At 61.2% G+C, this 14,232-nt stretch carries 16 protein-coding genes and 1 riboswitch; of the genes, 14 read left to right on the forward strand and 2 right to left on the reverse strand.

All coding sequences use genetic code 11. The features are described 5' to 3' along the window. Positions 1 to 42 precede the first annotated feature (42 nt). Positions 43 to 273, forward strand: a riboswitch (cobalamin riboswitch). 80 nt (positions 274 to 353) lie between these two features. The 14 genes from cobO to ACIOMO_RS10060 all read left to right on the forward strand — a co-directional run bounded on the left by cobO (position 354) and on the right by ACIOMO_RS10060 (position 12,002). Then, a complete protein-coding gene (gene cobO / locus ACIOMO_RS09995) occupies positions 354 to 965 on the forward strand; it encodes a cob(I)yrinic acid a,c-diamide adenosyltransferase (RefSeq protein ID WP_003223053.1) in 612 nt (203 codons plus the stop codon). Continuing rightward, positions 962 to 2,413: a cobyrinate a,c-diamide synthase gene (locus ACIOMO_RS10000; protein WP_401240320.1), complete on the forward strand. Its 1,452-nt coding sequence runs from the start codon at positions 962 to 964 to the stop codon at positions 2,411 to 2,413. The genes cobO and ACIOMO_RS10000 overlap by 4 nt, the downstream gene beginning before the upstream one ends. Then, the gene (bluB, locus tag ACIOMO_RS10005) at positions 2,410 to 3,060 is read left to right on the forward strand and encodes a 5,6-dimethylbenzimidazole synthase (RefSeq protein WP_400753469.1); all 651 of its coding nucleotides are present in this window, start codon (positions 2,410 to 2,412) and stop codon (positions 3,058 to 3,060) included. Before ACIOMO_RS10000 ends, bluB begins: the two co-directional genes overlap by 4 nt. Beyond that, on the forward strand, positions 3,057 to 3,965 hold the full coding sequence (gene cbiB, locus ACIOMO_RS10010; protein WP_401240325.1) for an adenosylcobinamide-phosphate synthase CbiB: 909 nt from the start codon (positions 3,057 to 3,059) through the stop codon (positions 3,963 to 3,965). The genes bluB and cbiB overlap by 4 nt, the downstream gene beginning before the upstream one ends. Then, positions 3,958 to 4,950: a threonine-phosphate decarboxylase CobD gene (cobD, locus tag ACIOMO_RS10015; protein WP_401240328.1), complete on the forward strand. Its 993-nt coding sequence runs from the start codon at positions 3,958 to 3,960 to the stop codon at positions 4,948 to 4,950. The genes cbiB and cobD overlap by 8 nt, the downstream gene beginning before the upstream one ends. Then, positions 4,947 to 6,398 carry a cobyric acid synthase gene (locus ACIOMO_RS10020; protein ID WP_401240330.1) on the forward strand — a complete coding sequence of 484 codons (1,452 nt, stop codon included), beginning with the start codon at positions 4,947 to 4,949 and terminating at the stop codon, positions 6,396 to 6,398. Before cobD ends, ACIOMO_RS10020 begins: the two co-directional genes overlap by 4 nt. Before the next feature lie 150 nt (positions 6,399 to 6,548). After that, entirely contained in the window at positions 6,549 to 7,070 is a 522-nt protein-coding gene (gene cobU / locus ACIOMO_RS10025) for a bifunctional adenosylcobinamide kinase/adenosylcobinamide-phosphate guanylyltransferase (protein WP_400753480.1), read from the forward strand. Beyond that, complete coding sequence (gene cobT / locus ACIOMO_RS10030; RefSeq protein WP_401240333.1) at positions 7,067 to 8,122, forward strand: nicotinate-nucleotide--dimethylbenzimidazole phosphoribosyltransferase; 1,056 nt, start codon at positions 7,067 to 7,069, stop codon at positions 8,120 to 8,122. The genes cobU and cobT overlap by 4 nt, the downstream gene beginning before the upstream one ends. Next, positions 8,119 to 8,694 (forward strand): alpha-ribazole phosphatase family protein, encoded by a 576-nt coding sequence (gene cobC / locus ACIOMO_RS10035; RefSeq protein WP_401240336.1) that lies wholly within the window; start codon positions 8,119 to 8,121, stop codon positions 8,692 to 8,694. The genes cobT and cobC overlap by 4 nt, the downstream gene beginning before the upstream one ends. A gap of 1 nt (position 8,695) precedes the next feature. After that, on the forward strand, positions 8,696 to 9,427 hold the full coding sequence (locus ACIOMO_RS10040; protein ID WP_401240339.1) for an adenosylcobinamide-GDP ribazoletransferase: 732 nt from the start codon (positions 8,696 to 8,698) through the stop codon (positions 9,425 to 9,427). A 174-nt stretch (positions 9,428 to 9,601) separates the two neighbouring features. Beyond that, positions 9,602 to 10,006, forward strand: a complete 405-nt coding sequence (locus ACIOMO_RS10045; protein ID WP_401240342.1) for a MarR family winged helix-turn-helix transcriptional regulator — start codon at positions 9,602 to 9,604, stop codon at positions 10,004 to 10,006. A gap of 53 nt (positions 10,007 to 10,059) precedes the next feature. Next, positions 10,060 to 11,268: an MFS transporter gene (locus tag ACIOMO_RS10050; protein ID WP_401240345.1), complete on the forward strand. Its 1,209-nt coding sequence runs from the start codon at positions 10,060 to 10,062 to the stop codon at positions 11,266 to 11,268. Further along, a complete protein-coding gene (locus ACIOMO_RS10055; protein WP_256218825.1) occupies positions 11,265 to 11,387 on the forward strand; it encodes a hypothetical protein in 123 nt (40 codons plus the stop codon). The genes ACIOMO_RS10050 and ACIOMO_RS10055 overlap by 4 nt, the downstream gene beginning before the upstream one ends. Before the next feature lie 54 nt (positions 11,388 to 11,441). Then, positions 11,442 to 12,002, forward strand: a complete 561-nt coding sequence (locus tag ACIOMO_RS10060) for a glutathione peroxidase (protein WP_401240348.1) — start codon at positions 11,442 to 11,444, stop codon at positions 12,000 to 12,002. Between the two features lie 193 nt (positions 12,003 to 12,195). Here ACIOMO_RS10060 and ACIOMO_RS10065 read toward each other — a convergent pair whose 3' ends face one another. Further along, entirely contained in the window at positions 12,196 to 13,467 is a 1,272-nt protein-coding gene (locus ACIOMO_RS10065; RefSeq protein ID WP_053118570.1) for an OmpP1/FadL family transporter, read from the reverse strand. Between the two features lie 146 nt (positions 13,468 to 13,613). Next, positions 13,614 to 14,096, reverse strand: a complete 483-nt coding sequence (locus tag ACIOMO_RS10070) for a hypothetical protein (RefSeq protein WP_401240351.1) — start codon at positions 14,094 to 14,096, stop codon at positions 13,614 to 13,616. Positions 14,097 to 14,232 lie beyond the last annotated feature (136 nt).

Here is a 14,232-nt window from a genome sequence, read left to right on the forward strand (position 1 = left end):
TCAGCCCCCTCTTTAATTGACGCTCCACCCCCAACCCTCTAACCTTCGCGGCTTGTTTCAGGTGCTCTGTGACCCGCGTCGACAGAGTGAAACAGGGAAGCCGGTGAGGGTTGTCTTCAAGCGAAGAACGATCACGATCCCGGCGCTGCCCCCGCAACGGTAAATGAGTAAAAGCTGCGCCATGAGCCACTGCCTCGACAGAAGCGGGAAGGCGCGCAGCCAGGCCAATGCCGCTCATGAGCCCGGAGACCGGCCTGATCCATCCAGCGGCATCACGGTGGGCGATGCCAGGCTTTTTGCCGTCTATTCTTGTGCCTGCCCGCCGTTATCCAGCCTCAACGGAGAGCTCCCCCATGACTGATTCCCCCGAGCGCGACGAACGCCATCTGGCGCGTATGCAGCGCAAAAAAGCCGTGATCGACGAACGCATCGCCAACTCCCCCGACGAGTGCGGCCTGGTGCTGGTGCTCACCGGCAATGGCAAAGGCAAAAGCAGCTCGGCGTTCGGCATGCTCGCCCGCGCCATGGGCCACGGCATGCAGTGCGGCGTGGTGCAGTTCATCAAGGGCCGCAACAGTACCGGTGAAGAGTTGTTTTTCCGCCGCTTCCCCGAACAAGTGCGCTTCCACGTGATGGGCGAGGGCTTCACCTGGGAAACCCAGGATCGTCAGCGCGACATCGCCGCCGCCGAAGCTGCGTGGGCCGTGTCCCGCGAACTGCTGCGCGATCCGTCGATCGGTCTGGTGGTGCTTGATGAACTGAACATCGCCCTCAAACACGGCTACCTCGATCTCGATCAGGTGCTCAGCGATTTGCAGGCACGTCCGCCGATGCAGCACGTAATCGTCACCGGTCGCGCGGCCAAGCCGGAAATGATCGAAATGGGCGACACGGTCACCGAAATGGGCATGCTCAAACACGCCTTCCAGGCCGGCATCAAAGCGCAGAAAGGCGTCGAACTTTGAATCAACCACGTCACTGCCCGGCGGTACTCATCGCCGCGCCGGCCTCCGGTCAGGGCAAGACCACCGTCACCGCCGCGCTCGCCCGTTTGCATCGCAATCAGGGGCGCAAGGTGCGCGTGTTCAAATGCGGGCCGGACTTTCTCGACCCGATGATTCTCGAGCGCGCCAGCGGTGCGCCGGTGTATCAACTGGACATGTGGATGGTCGGCGAGCAGGAAAGTCGTCGGCTGTTGTGGGAAGCCGCCGCCGAGGCGGATCTGATTTTGATCGAAGGCGTGATGGGGCTGTTTGATGGCACGCCGTCCAGCGCTGATCTCGCGCGGCATTTTGGTGTGCCGGTGCTCGGCGTGATCGACGGCACAGCGATGGCGCAGACCTTTGGTGCGCTGGCGCTGGGCTTGGCCAAGTATCAGCCGGACCTGCCGTTTGCTGGCGTGTTGGCTAATCGTGTCGGCACCTTGCGCCATGCGCAGTTGCTCGAAGGCAGTCTCACTGAAGGTTTGCGTTGGTACGGCGCGTTGTCGCGCGAGACCGGTATCGAACTGCCGAGCCGGCATCTTGGTCTGGTGCAGGCCAGCGAATTGAATGACCTCGATGTGCGTCTCGACGCCGCCGCCGAAGCGCTGGCTAGCAGCTGCGAGGTAGCGCTGCCACCGGCCGTGGAATTTGCCGCGCCTGATGTAATTGCTGTCGAGCCGTTGCTGAAAAATGTGCGCATTGCCGTCGCCCGTGATGAGGCGTTTGCCTTCACTTATGGCGCGAGTCTGGATCTGTTACGTGCGATGGGCGCCGAGTTGAGCTTCTTCTCGCCGATCCGCGATACGCAATTGCCTGAGGCGGACAGTCTGTATTTGCCCGGTGGTTATCCGGAATTGCATCACGTCGCGCTGTCGCAGAACACCGCGATGGTTGCGGCGATCCGTGCGCATCATGCGGCGGGGAAACCGTTGCTCGCTGAGTGTGGCGGGATGTTGTATTTGCTCGATTCGTTGACGGATGTTGAAGGCACTCGCGCTGAGCTGGTCGGGTTGCTCAAGGGCGACGCGGTGATGCAAAAGCGTCTGGCCGCGTTGGCGTTGCAAGCGGTGGATCTGCCGGAAGGCTCGTTGCGTGGGCACACGTATCATCATTCGTTGACCACGACTGAACTGACGCCGATTGCCCGGGGGTTGAGCCCCAATGGTGGGCGTGGGGCTGAGGCGGTTTATCGTGAGGGGCGGATGACGGCTTCCTATGTACACTTTTATTTTCCGTCGAATCCCGTGGCTGTTGCTGCACTTTTTCTGCCTGATCCTGAGGGCGCCTTCGCGAGCAGGCTCGCTCCCACAGTGGCCAATGTGCTTCCAGAAGAAATTCAATCTCCTGAGGATGGTGGCAGGCTAGCTGATGCATTGCCTGAAGAAACCGGATCCCCTGTGGGAGCGAGCCTGCTCGCGAAAGGGCCATGACAGACAACGCATTTTCTGATGCCGAACGCGAAGCGGTGTATCGGGCAATAGCCGAACGCCGCGACATGCGCCACTTCACCGGCGGCACCGTCGAACCTGATCTGCTGCGCCGACTTCTGGAAGCCGCCCACCAAGCCCCAAGCGTCGGCCTGATGCAGCCCTGGCGCTTCATCCGCATCAGCGACCGAACCCTGCGCAGCCAAATCCAGCACCTCGTCGAAGAAGAACGCATCCGCACCGCCGAAGCCCTCGGCGAGCGCAGCGACGAGTTCATGAAGCTCAAAGTCGAAGGCATCAACGACTGCGCCGAAGTGTTGGTCGCGGCGCTGATGGATGATCGCGAAAAACACATCTTCGGTCGCCGCACGCTGCCGGAAATGGACATGGCCTCGTTGTCCTGCGCGATTCAGAATCTGTGGCTGGCCTCGCGCGCAGAAGGCTTGGGCATGGGCTGGGTCTCGCTGTTCGAACCGCAAGCGCTGGCGGATTTGTTGAAACTGCCGGCAGGCGCCAAGCCGCTGGCGGTTTTGTGTCTGGGCCCGGTCAAGGAATTCTATCCGGCGCCGATGCTGGTACTCGAAGGGTGGGCGCAGGCGCGGCCGCTGAATGAGTTGCTGTATGAAAATTATTGGGGAGTGAGTCAATGAGTGTGGCGTTGTTGAGTGTCGCCGCGGTTGCGCTGGATGCGCTGCTCGGTGAACCGAAACGCTGGCATCCGCTGGTGGCGTTCGGCAATTTCGCCGGGCGCATCGAGCAACGTTTCAACGGTGAAGGGCGCGGCTGGCGCAGTCATGGCGTCACCGCGTGGGTGATCGCCGTGCTGCCGCTTACACTGCTGGCGACGGCGTTTTCCTGGGCGCCTTATGTCGGTTGGATCGTCGAGATTCTCGCGCTGTATTGCGCCCTCGGCATGCGCAGCCTCGGCGAGCATGTCGCGCCGGTCGCTGCGGCGTTGCGCGCGGATGATCTGGACGAAGCGCGCACGCGAGTCGGCTATCTGGTCAGCCGGCAGACCGATGAACTCGACAGCACCGCGGTCGCCCGTGCCGCCACCGAATCAGTGCTGGAAAACGGCAGCGACGCGGTGTTCGCCGCGCTGTTCTGGTTTGTCGTGGCCGGTGCGCCCGGCGTGGTGCTCTATCGCTTGAGCAACACGCTCGACGCGATGTGGGGTTATCGCAACGAACGTTTCGAACGTTTCGGCTGGGCGGCGGCAAAAATCGACGACGTGTTGAACTACATTCCTGCGCGTCTGGTGGCATTGACCTACGCGTTGCTCGGCAAAACCCGACTGGCCTTGAAGTGCTGGCGCACACAGGCGCCGAAATGGGATAGCCCCAACGCCGGCCCGGTAATGGCTGCAGGCGCAGGTGCGCTCGGTGTGGAACTGGGCGGCCCGGCGATTTACCACGGCGAACTGCACGAGCGTCCGCAACTGGGCGAAGGCGCTCCCGCCGACGCCGACTCCATCGACCGTGGCTGGCAATTGGTGCAGCGCGGGGTATGGTTATGGTTGCTGATTCTCTGCGTGGGGGCTGAATTCTATGCTTGAGCACGGTGGCCGGCTGCGCAAGGCTGCACTCGATTACGGTATCGCCGAAGCCGACTGGCTCGACCTGTCCAGCGGTCTCGCGCCGTGGCCATTTCCGATCCCGGAAATCCCCTTGCGTGCCTGGGCCCGTTTGCCGGAAACCGACGACGGTCTGGAGCAAGCGGCGTGCGATTACTACGGAGCAAATCAGGTGCTGCCGGTGGCCGGTTCGCAGATGGCCATTCAGTTGCTGCCGCGTTTGCGTCGAGCCGGCAAGGTCGGCGTGCTGTCGCCGTGCTATGCCGAACACGCTGAAGCCTGGCGCCGCAACGGTTACATCGTGCGCGAAGTGCAGGAGCAGGAAGTCGAGTTCTATCTGGACAACCTCGACGTGCTGGTGGTGGTCAATCCGAACAATCCAACCGGCCTGAGCCTGACTCCGGCTAAGTTGCTCGATTGGCATGCGCGATTGGCGCAGCGCGGCGGCTGGCTGGTGGTCGATGAAGCGTTCATGGACAACACGCCGCAGTTGAGCCTGGCGGCGCACGCGCATCAGGTCGGACTGATCGTGTTGCGTTCGTTCGGCAAGTTTTTCGGCTTGGCCGGTGTGCGTTTGGGCTTCGTATTGGCTGAGCGCAAATTGCTTCGGTTGCTCGCCGAACAGGTCGGCCCGTGGGTCGTCAGCGGGCCGACGCGGGTGCTCGGTCAAGCCTGTCTGCAAGACACTGAAAACCACACACGCCAGCGCATTCGCAGCGATGAAGCGAGCGAACGGCTGGCGACGCTGCTTGAACGCTACGGCTTCAAACCGCAGGGCGGCTGCGCGTTGTTTCAGTGGCTGATCACTGATCAAGCGCAAACGCTGTACGAATTCATGGCCCGACGCGGCATTCTTCTGCGCCTCTTCACCCACAACAGCAGCCTGCGTTTCGGCTTGCCTGCCAACGCGGCGGAAGAGGCGCGTCTCGAACAGGCTTTAATCGCTTTCACCAAGGACAAACCATGACCACCCTGATGGTGCAGGGCACCACATCCGACGCCGGTAAAAGCACGCTGGTGACGGCGCTGTGCCGCTGGGCGACGCGTCAAGGCGTCGCGGTTGTGCCGTTCAAGCCGCAGAACATGGCGCTCAACAGCGCCGTGACGGCGGACGGTGGCGAGATCGGTCGTGCGCAAGCGGTGCAGGCGCAAGCGGCGTTCCTCGAACCGCACACCGACATGAACCCGGTGCTGCTCAAACCGAACAGCGACACCGGCGCGCAAGTGATTATTCATGGTCGTGCGGTCACGTCGATGAACGCGGTGGCCTATCACGACTACAAAGCCATCGCGATGAAAGCGGTTTTGGCTTCTCACGAGCGACTCAGCGCCGCGTATCCGCTGGTGATGGTTGAGGGCGCGGGCTCGCCGGCCGAGATCAATCTGCGTGCCGGCGACATTGCCAACATGGGCTTCGCCGAAGCGGTGGATTGCCCGGTGCTGCTGATTGCCGACATCAATCGCGGCGGGGTTTTTGCTCATCTGGTCGGCACGCTGGAGTTGCTCTCGCCGAGCGAACAGGCGCGGGTCAAAGGCTTCATCATCAACCGTTTTCGCGGCGACATCGCCTTGCTGCAACCGGGCCTTGATTGGCTGGAGGAGCGCACCGGCAAACCGGTGGTGGGCGTGTTGCCGTATGTGATGGATCTGCATCTGGAAGCCGAGGACGGTATCGATCAGCGCCAGACCGACAAGGCTGAACAAGTGCTGAAAGTGCTGGTGCCGGTGCTGCCGCGCATCAGCAACCACACCGATTTTGATCCGCTGCGTTTGCATCCGCAGGTCGACCTGCAATTTGTCGGGCCAGGGCAGGCGATTCCTGCGGCCGATCTGATCATCCTGCCGGGCTCGAAAAGCGTGCGCAGCGATCTGGCGTATCTGCGCGCCAATGGCTGGGACACGGCGATCAGTCGGCATTTGCGTTACGGCGGCAAAGTGCTGGGGATTTGTGGTGGTCTGCAGATGCTCGGTGAACAGGTGCATGATCCGCTCGGTCTCGAAGGCGCGCCCGGTTCGAGTGCCGGTCTGGCTTTGCTGGCGTTTGCAACGACGCTTGAAGCCGAGAAGCAATTGCGCAATGTGCGTGGGCGTTTGGCGTTGGAAAATGCCGAAGTCAGTGGCTATGAAATTCATGCTGGGGTGACGACCGGGGCGGCGCTGGAGAATGCCGCGGTGCATCTGGATGATGGGCGTTGCGACGGTGCGCAGAGCGTTGATGGGCAGGTGTTTGGCACATATCTGCATGGCTTGTTCGAATCACCGGCGGCGAGTGCGGCGTTGCTGCGTTGGGCCGGTTTGAGCGATGTGCAGGAAGTGGATTATCACGGCTTGCGCGAACGCGATATCGAGCGCTTGGCGGATTTGGTCGAGAAGCATTTGGATACCGATCTGTTGCGTCGTCTCTGTGGGATTTGAGCTGCCTGTGCCGGCCTATTCGCGAGCAGGCTCGCTCCCACAGTGAATGCGGTTAGCCATGCATATTGAGTACAACTCATAACCCTGTGGGAGCGAGCCTGCTCGCGAAGGCGGCGGTTGTCTCACTAAACATTTTCCTTGGATAAACCCATGCTCCAACTAATCCTCGGCGGCGCCCGCTCCGGCAAAAGCCGTCTGGCGGAAAAACTCGCCAGCGAAAGTAATCTTGCGGTCACCTACATCGCCACCAGCCAACCGCTCGATGGCGAAATGAGCGATCGCGTTGCCCACCACCGCGCCCGTCGCCCAGCCGAATGGGCGCTCATCGAAGAGCCCCTGGAACTGGCCCGCGTCCTGCGCGAATCTGCCCGCGCCGAGCGTTGCCTGCTGGTCGATTGCCTGACCCTGTGGCTGACCAATCTGCTGATGCTCGACGACGCCGAACGCCTCGCCGCCGAACGCGAAGCCTTGCTCAACTGCCTGGCCACGCTGCCGGGGGAAATCATTTTTGTCAGCAACGAGACCGGAATGGGTGTCGTGCCGCTGGGCGAATTGACTCGCCGCTACGTCGATGAAGCCGGTTGGCTGCATCAAGCTCTGGCTGAGCGCTGTCAGCGTGTTGTCCTGACCGTCGCCGGCCTGCCCCTGACTCTGAAAGGATCTGCGCTATGACCCAAACCTGGTGGCTGAACCCGTGCAAACCGGTGAACGCCGATATCGTTGAACAAGCTGCGGCGCGCCAACAGCAACTGACCAAACCGGCCGGTTCGCTGGGGCAACTGGAAGCAGTGGCGGTGCAACTGGCCGGTCTGCAAGGCCAGGTCAAACCGACGCTGAAAGAGATCTGGATCGCGATTTTTGCCGGCGACCACGGCGTGGTTGCTGAAGGTGTTTCGGCGTTCCCGCAGGAAGTCACCGGGCAGATGCTGCTTAACTTCGTCAGCGGCGGCGCGGCGATCAGCGTGCTGGCGCGTCAGCTCGGCGCGCAGCTGGAAGTGGTCGATCTGGGCACGGTTAATCCCGCGCTGAACCTGGCGGGTGTGCGTCACTTGAATATCGGCCCGGGCACGGCAAATTTCGTTCAGGGCGCGGCGATGACCCAAGCCCAAGGCGAACTCGCGCTGCAGGCTGGTCGTGACAGCGTGCTGCGAGCGAGAGCGGCCGGCGCGCAGTTGTTCATCGGCGGCGAAATGGGCATCGGCAACACCACGGCCGCCAGTGCGCTGGCCTGTGCTTTGCTCGATTGCCCGGTGGTGCACCTGACGGGCCCCGGCACCGGGTTGAATGCCGAAGGGGTCAGCCATAAAGCCCAAGTGATCGAACGCGCACTGGCGTTGCACGCAGCCCAGCGCGGTGATGCATTGCAGACGCTGTTCAATCTCGGTGGCTTTGAAATCGCGGCGCTGGTTGGCGCGTATCTGGCGTGCGCGCAGGAAGGCGTTGCGGTGCTGGTCGACGGCTTTATCTGCACGGTCGCGGCGCTGGTCGCGGTACGCCTGAATCCGGCGTGTCGCGAGTGGCTGCTGTTCGGTCATCGCGGTGCTGAACCAGGCCATCGTCATGTGCTGGAAACCCTCGGCGCCGAGCCATTGCTGGAACTCGGTCTGCGTCTGGGCGAAGGCAGCGGTGCGGCGCTGGCGGTGCCCCTGTTGCGTCTGGCCTGCGACCTGCACGGGCAGATGGCGACATTCGCCGAAGCGGCGGTGGCGGATCGCCCGGCATGACCTTGCGCCTTGATCTGCTGCGTCACGGTGAAACCGAATTGGGTGGCGGCTTGCGCGGCAGTCTTGATGATGCGCTGACCGAAAAAGGCTGGACGCAGATGCGTGCGGCGGTGATCGAGGGCGGGCCTTGGGATCGTTTGGTCAGCTCGCCGTTGCAGCGTTGCGCGCGGTTCGCGGCGGAGCTGGGTGAGCAGTTGAATCTGCCGGTGCATCTCGATAAGGATCTGCAGGAGCTGCATTTTGGCGCGTGGGAAGGGCAGAGCGCGGCGGGGTTGATGGAGACGGATGCTGGTGCGTTGGGCCTGTTTTGGGCCGATCCGTATTCATTCACGCCACCACAGGGTGAACCGGTCAGCGACTTTTCCACGCGAGTGTTGGCGGCAGTGGCTGGGCTGCACAGCGCATATGCCGGTGAGCGGATTTTGCTGATCAGCCATGGTGGCGTCATGCGTTTATTGTTGGCGCAGGCGCGAGGCTTGCCGCGTGAGCAATTGCTCAATGTTGAAGTGGGGCATGGCGCGCTGTTTGCGCTGACGGTCGAGGCCGACGGTTTACTCAAGGAAGGTCACTGACATGTTGCCGCTGTGGATCGCCCTGCAATTTCTCAGCAGCCTGCCGATTCGTCTGCCGGGGATGCCTGAGCCGGAACAGCTTGGGCGTTCGCTGCTGTTTTATCCGCTGGTGGGATTGTTGTTTGGTGTGATCCTGTGGGCGCTGAATCTGGCATTGGCGGGGGCGCCGTTGTTGCTGCATGCGGCGTTGCTGCTGACGGTTTGGGTGTTGCTCAGCGGCGCGCTGCATCTTGATGGTCTGGCCGATAGCGCGGATGCCTGGCTCGGTGGGTTTGGTGATCGCGAGCGCACGCTGACGATCATGAAAGATCCGCGCAGCGGGCCGATTGCCGTGGTCACGCTGGTGCTGGTGTTGCTGCTCAAGTTTGCCGCGTTGCTGGCGTTGATCGAGCAAGGGCATGGGCTGGTGTTGATCATCGTGCCGGTGCTGGGGCGGGCGGCGTTGCTGGCGTTGTTTCTGACCACGCCGTATGTGCGCGCGGGTGGGTTGGGGCAGGCATTGGCAGATCATTTGCCGCGTCGGGCCGGGTGGAGGGTGCTGGGCCTCAGTGCGTTGGTCTGTGTGCTGATTGCCGGGTTCAGCGCCGTTGTTGCGGTGGTGATTTCTGTCGGGGTGTTTGTCTGGCTGCGGCGGGTGATGATGCGGCGGTTGGGCGGGACGACGGGCGATACGGCGGGGGCGTTGTTGGAGTTGTTGGAGGTGGGGGTGTTGGTGGGATTGGCGCTGGCCTGATAGATTTTTATCGTTCATGCCGACCCCATCGCGAGCAGGCTCACTCCTACAGGGGAGCGCGGTCAACTGTAGGAGTGAGCCTGCTCGCGATAGCAATTTTCCAGGCACCACAAATGTTCAGGGTAAACTCATCTGTAACTTGATTTAACACAGTCGCGGGTATATACACGCATCATGCTTACCTCTCAGTGTTTGTGCACCAACCTGCGTCGCGCCGCGCGTGGCGTCAGCAGGCATTACGACGGCGCTCTCGACGGCTTCGGGATCAACGTTGCGCAGTATTCTTTGCTGTGCAACCTGCAACGTCTCGATCAACCGAGCATCTCGGAACTCGCCGAAGCCATGGGGCTGGATCGCAGCACCCTCGGGCGCAATCTGCGCGTGCTCGAAGGTGAAGGCCTGGTGGCGCTGGCCGAGGGCGAAGACATGCGTAACCGCATCGTCCGGCTCACGGAAGTCGGTGCGCAACGTCTGACAGATGCACTGCCGGCCTGGGAGGCGGCGCAGCAGCGATTGATCGATCGACTGGGTGCCGAGAAGCGTGAAACCCTGCTCAAATTGCTGGACGAACTGGCGTAATCGCCGGTTTTTCCGATCTCAAGCGGGTATATACCCGCGACTGGAGAATAATAATGACATCGATGTGGCGTACGTGCGGTTGGGTGTTGGTCGGCAGTGCGCTGATTCTTGCGTTGTCATTGGGCGTGCGGCACGGCTTCGGTCTGTTTCTGTCGCCGATGAGCGCGCAGTTTGGCTGGGGCCGCGAGGTATTCGCCTTCGCCATCGCTTTGCAGAACCTGATCTGGGGTTTGGCGCAGCCATTCACCGGCGCGCTGGCTGACCGTTTCGGCGCGGCGAAAGTGGTGCTGGTCGGCGGCGTGCTCTATGCCGCGGGCCTGATCTGCATGGGCTTGTCGGATTCGGCGGTGACGCTGTCGCTGAGCGCTGGTTTGCTGATCGGCATCGGCCTGTCCGGTACCTCGTTCTCGGTCATCCTCGGCGTCGTCGGCCGTGCAGTGCCGCCGGAGAAACGCAGCATGGGCATGGGCATCGCCAGTGCTGCCGGTTCGTTCGGCCAGTTCGCGATGTTGCCCGGTACCCTCGGCCTGATCGGCTGGCTCGGTTGGTCGGCGGCGCTGCTGGTGTTGGGCCTGCTGGTGGCGCTGATCGTGCCGCTGGTGAGCATGCTCAAGGACAAACCGTTGCCGCTGCTGGGTCATGAGCAAACGCTCTCCGAAGCGCTGCGTGAAGCCTGTTCGCATTCGGGTTTCTGGTTGCTGGCGTTCGGCTTTTTTGTCTGTGGTTTTCAGGTGGTGTTTATCGGCGTGCATCTGCCGGCGTATCTGGTCGATCAGCATCTGCCGGCCAGCGTCGGTACTACGGTGCTGGCGCTGATCGGGCTGTTCAACATCTTCGGCACTTACACGGCTGGTTGGCTTGGCGGGCGCATGTCGAAACCGCGTTTGCTCACGGGGCTGTATCTGTTGCGCGCGGTGGTGATCGTGCTGTTCCTCTGGATGCCGGTGACGACCACCTCGGCCTATCTGTTCGGCATGGCGATGGGCTTCTTATGGCTGTCGACGGTGCCGTTGACCAACGGTACGGTGGCGACCTTGTTTGGTGTGCGCAATCTGTCCATGCTCGGCGGCATCGTGTTCCTGTTCCATCAGCTCGGCTCGTTCCTCGGCGGCTGGCTGGGCGGGGTGGTGTATGACCGAACCGGGAGTTATGACTTGATCTGGCAAGTGGCGATTCTGTTGAGTCTGTTGGCGGCCGCACTGAACTGGCCGGTGCGCGAGCGTCCGGTGGCCCGCCTGCAAGCCGCAGCGGGCGCCGCATGAGCCGATTCTGGCCACGTATCCTCTTTGCCGCACTCGGCGCCGCATTGTTGGCGCTGGTGTGGTGGGGCTGGCATCAGGGCGGTCTGGCGTTGATGCAACTGGGCATGAGCATTTGCTAGAAGCAGGCGTGGCGAGTAACGTCGAAGTCTGACGACTTCTCAAGGATGTACGACATGCTGATGCGCTGGTGTGCTGTTCCCGCGTTGCTGATGGCGTTGACTGGCCTCGCCCAGGCCGCTGACTGTCCCGAATTGCTGCAAGGCTCGCTGCCCAAATTGCGCGCCAAGGATTCCATCGACCTGTGCAAACAATACGCGGACAAGCCGCTGGTGGTGGTCAACACCGCCAGTTTCTGCGGTTTCGCGCCGCAGTTCGAAGGCCTTGAGGCGCTGCACAAACGCTATGAAGGGCAGGGGCTGGAAATGCTCGGCGTGCCGTCCAATGACTTCAAGCAGGAGTCCAAGGACAGCGCTGAGACCGCCAAGGTCTGCTACGCCAACTACGGCGTGACGTTCGCCATGACCGAACCACAGAAAGTCCGTGGCGATGACGCTACGCATATGTTCCAGGTGCTGGCCGCGCAGAGCAGCGCGCCGAAGTGGAATTTCTACAAATATGTGGTTGATCGTCACGGCAAGGTGATCGCCAATTTCTCTAGCCTGACCAAACCGGATGATCCGGAGTTTATTGCAGCGATCGAAAAAGCCATCGCCTCGAAACCCCTCAAACCATGACCTTCAGCGGGTTCGCCCGAACCCTGTAGGAGCTGCGGCACGCTGCGATCTTTTGATCTTAAAGGTCAAAATCAAAAGATCGCAGCGTGCCGCAGCTCCTACAAAGTTTTGCTCGCAGGCACAAAAAAGCCCCGCTTTCTGTAAAGAGAGCGGGGCTTTTCAGTGGGTGAGGGGTTAGCCTCGCCCGGCAGCATCAGAAGCGATAAGTCGCGCCAACACCGAAACCGTTTGCCGAGTTTTCATACTTGGCGTCGTAGGTCTGGCCACGATCGTTTTCGTTGCGGATCTTGATCGACTCTTCTTTCAGATAAGAGTAGGCCACGTCGATGGTCAGGTCTTCGGTCGGGCTCCAGCCAGCACCGATGCTGAAAATCGTACGGTCGCCAGTCGGAATACGTGGCGAACGGTCGACGTTGTTGGTCGGCGACTGGTCGAAGGTCAGACCGGTACGCAGTACCCATTCCTTGTTCAACTGATACGAAGTACCCACGGCGTAAGCCCAGGAGTCGTGCCAGTTCTGGTCTTCGGTGATTTCACCGAACTGACCGGCCAGTGCAGGCTGCACGCCCGAGTTCTCGACGGTGATTTTCTTCAGCTGGCTCCAGCGGGTGAAGGTCGAACCGGCGTAGACATTCCACTGATCGTTGATCGCCTGGGTCACCGAGAAGTCCAGGGATTCAGGCGTAGTGATCTTCAGCGAAGCGTCGTACTTCTGGTTCGGGTTCGCGCCGATCAGACCGAGCACACCGTAGTTGACCTTGGTGTTGCCTTCGAGCTTGTAGTCGACTTTCGAGTGGTAGGTCATGCCCAGACGCGTAGTGTCGGTGGCTTGAACCAGCACGCCGATGTTGTAGCCCAGTGCGGTGTCGTCACCCTTGATCTTGACCTTACCATCTGGCGCGGCCTGAGTGATCGACAGGTTGGATTCCAGCGAGCCGTCGATACGGTTGATGGTCGGACCGAAGCCGATCGACACCACGTCGTTGAACTTGTAGCTCACGGTTGGCTGGAAGGTGATGACTTGTACTTCGGACTTGCTGCCGAAGTAACGGCCGGCAAAGCCGTTTTCGTAATCGGTGATCAGGCCGAACGGCACGTAAACGCCGAGGCCGAATGCCCAATGATCATCGATTGGTTTGACGTAGAAGCCCATAGGTACGGAGGTGAAGGGCACCATGTCGCCTTTGTTGCTGCCGCCGTTAGGGCTGGAGCTGGCGTCGCTGATATCGGTTTTTGCGTCGAGAAATGCAACACCACCAGTGACTTGTTCGCGCGTGAGGCGCGACATGCCGGCAGGGTTGCCATAAACAGTGCTTGCGTCGTCGGCAGAAGAAGATCGCCCGGCGTACCCAGTCCCCATCCCGCTGATGCTGTGTTCGTTGATGGCAAAGCCAGCTGCGAAAATCTGGGTGGATGCCATGGTAACGGCGAGGCTAAGGGTGGTTTTGAGCATTACTTTTTTCATTATTAGAACTCCTGGTGATCACCGGGGCGAAAATTACCAACATTTTCGCTCCGGCGCTATAGTCCGTATGCCTTGAGTTAGAGCGGTTTTGTAGGACAATCCGACCAGATTCGCGACCCGTTACACGATCTTGCGAAACCGGTGGGTCAACAAGCGACCTGATTCATCGGTGAAATACAGGTCTGCCAGGCGTAGGTGAAATCGCGCAGACGACCCTGAGGCTGAAACGTCTGACGCCAGATGCGCGCCATTCCGAGTAAATCAGCCGGGTCGGGGAGGGTGGGGTTTTGTTCTTCTACCAGCAGCCAGGCGATGGCGGTGGCGTAACGCAGATTGACGGTTAATTCCAGGTGTGGGCCACTGAGAAAAGCGTGTTGACTGGCGAGGCCGCGAACCAGGCTTGCGCGCTCGGGATCGAGTGCCAGGTAATCATCCCAAAGGGCTTGATGACGATGCTCGGCAATGCGGTAGAGGCCGTGGCCACGGCGGTCATGCAGGGCAGAACCCAGGGCTGACTGGCTGGCGGCGATGCCCAGCAACAGGGCTTCGGCAGTTGCGCAGTGGCGTCCCAGGTAGATCAACGTAGGACGGATCACATAGCGGCACAGTTCGCTGGCAGCGATACCCATAAATCCCTCGGTTCTTGTTATTAATGGCGAGTCCTGAAGGGGGGCTTGGCAGCTGTGGATCGGTTCAGGCTCGCCGCAAGCGGATCACGCCGCTTGAGTTGAAGTGTAGTGTCATATTCGCGACGTAAAGGCCTGT

The organism is Pseudomonas sp. NPDC087804 (assembly GCF_044742965.1).
Taxonomy (GTDB): domain Bacteria; phylum Pseudomonadota; class Gammaproteobacteria; order Pseudomonadales; family Pseudomonadaceae; genus Aquipseudomonas; species Aquipseudomonas rustica.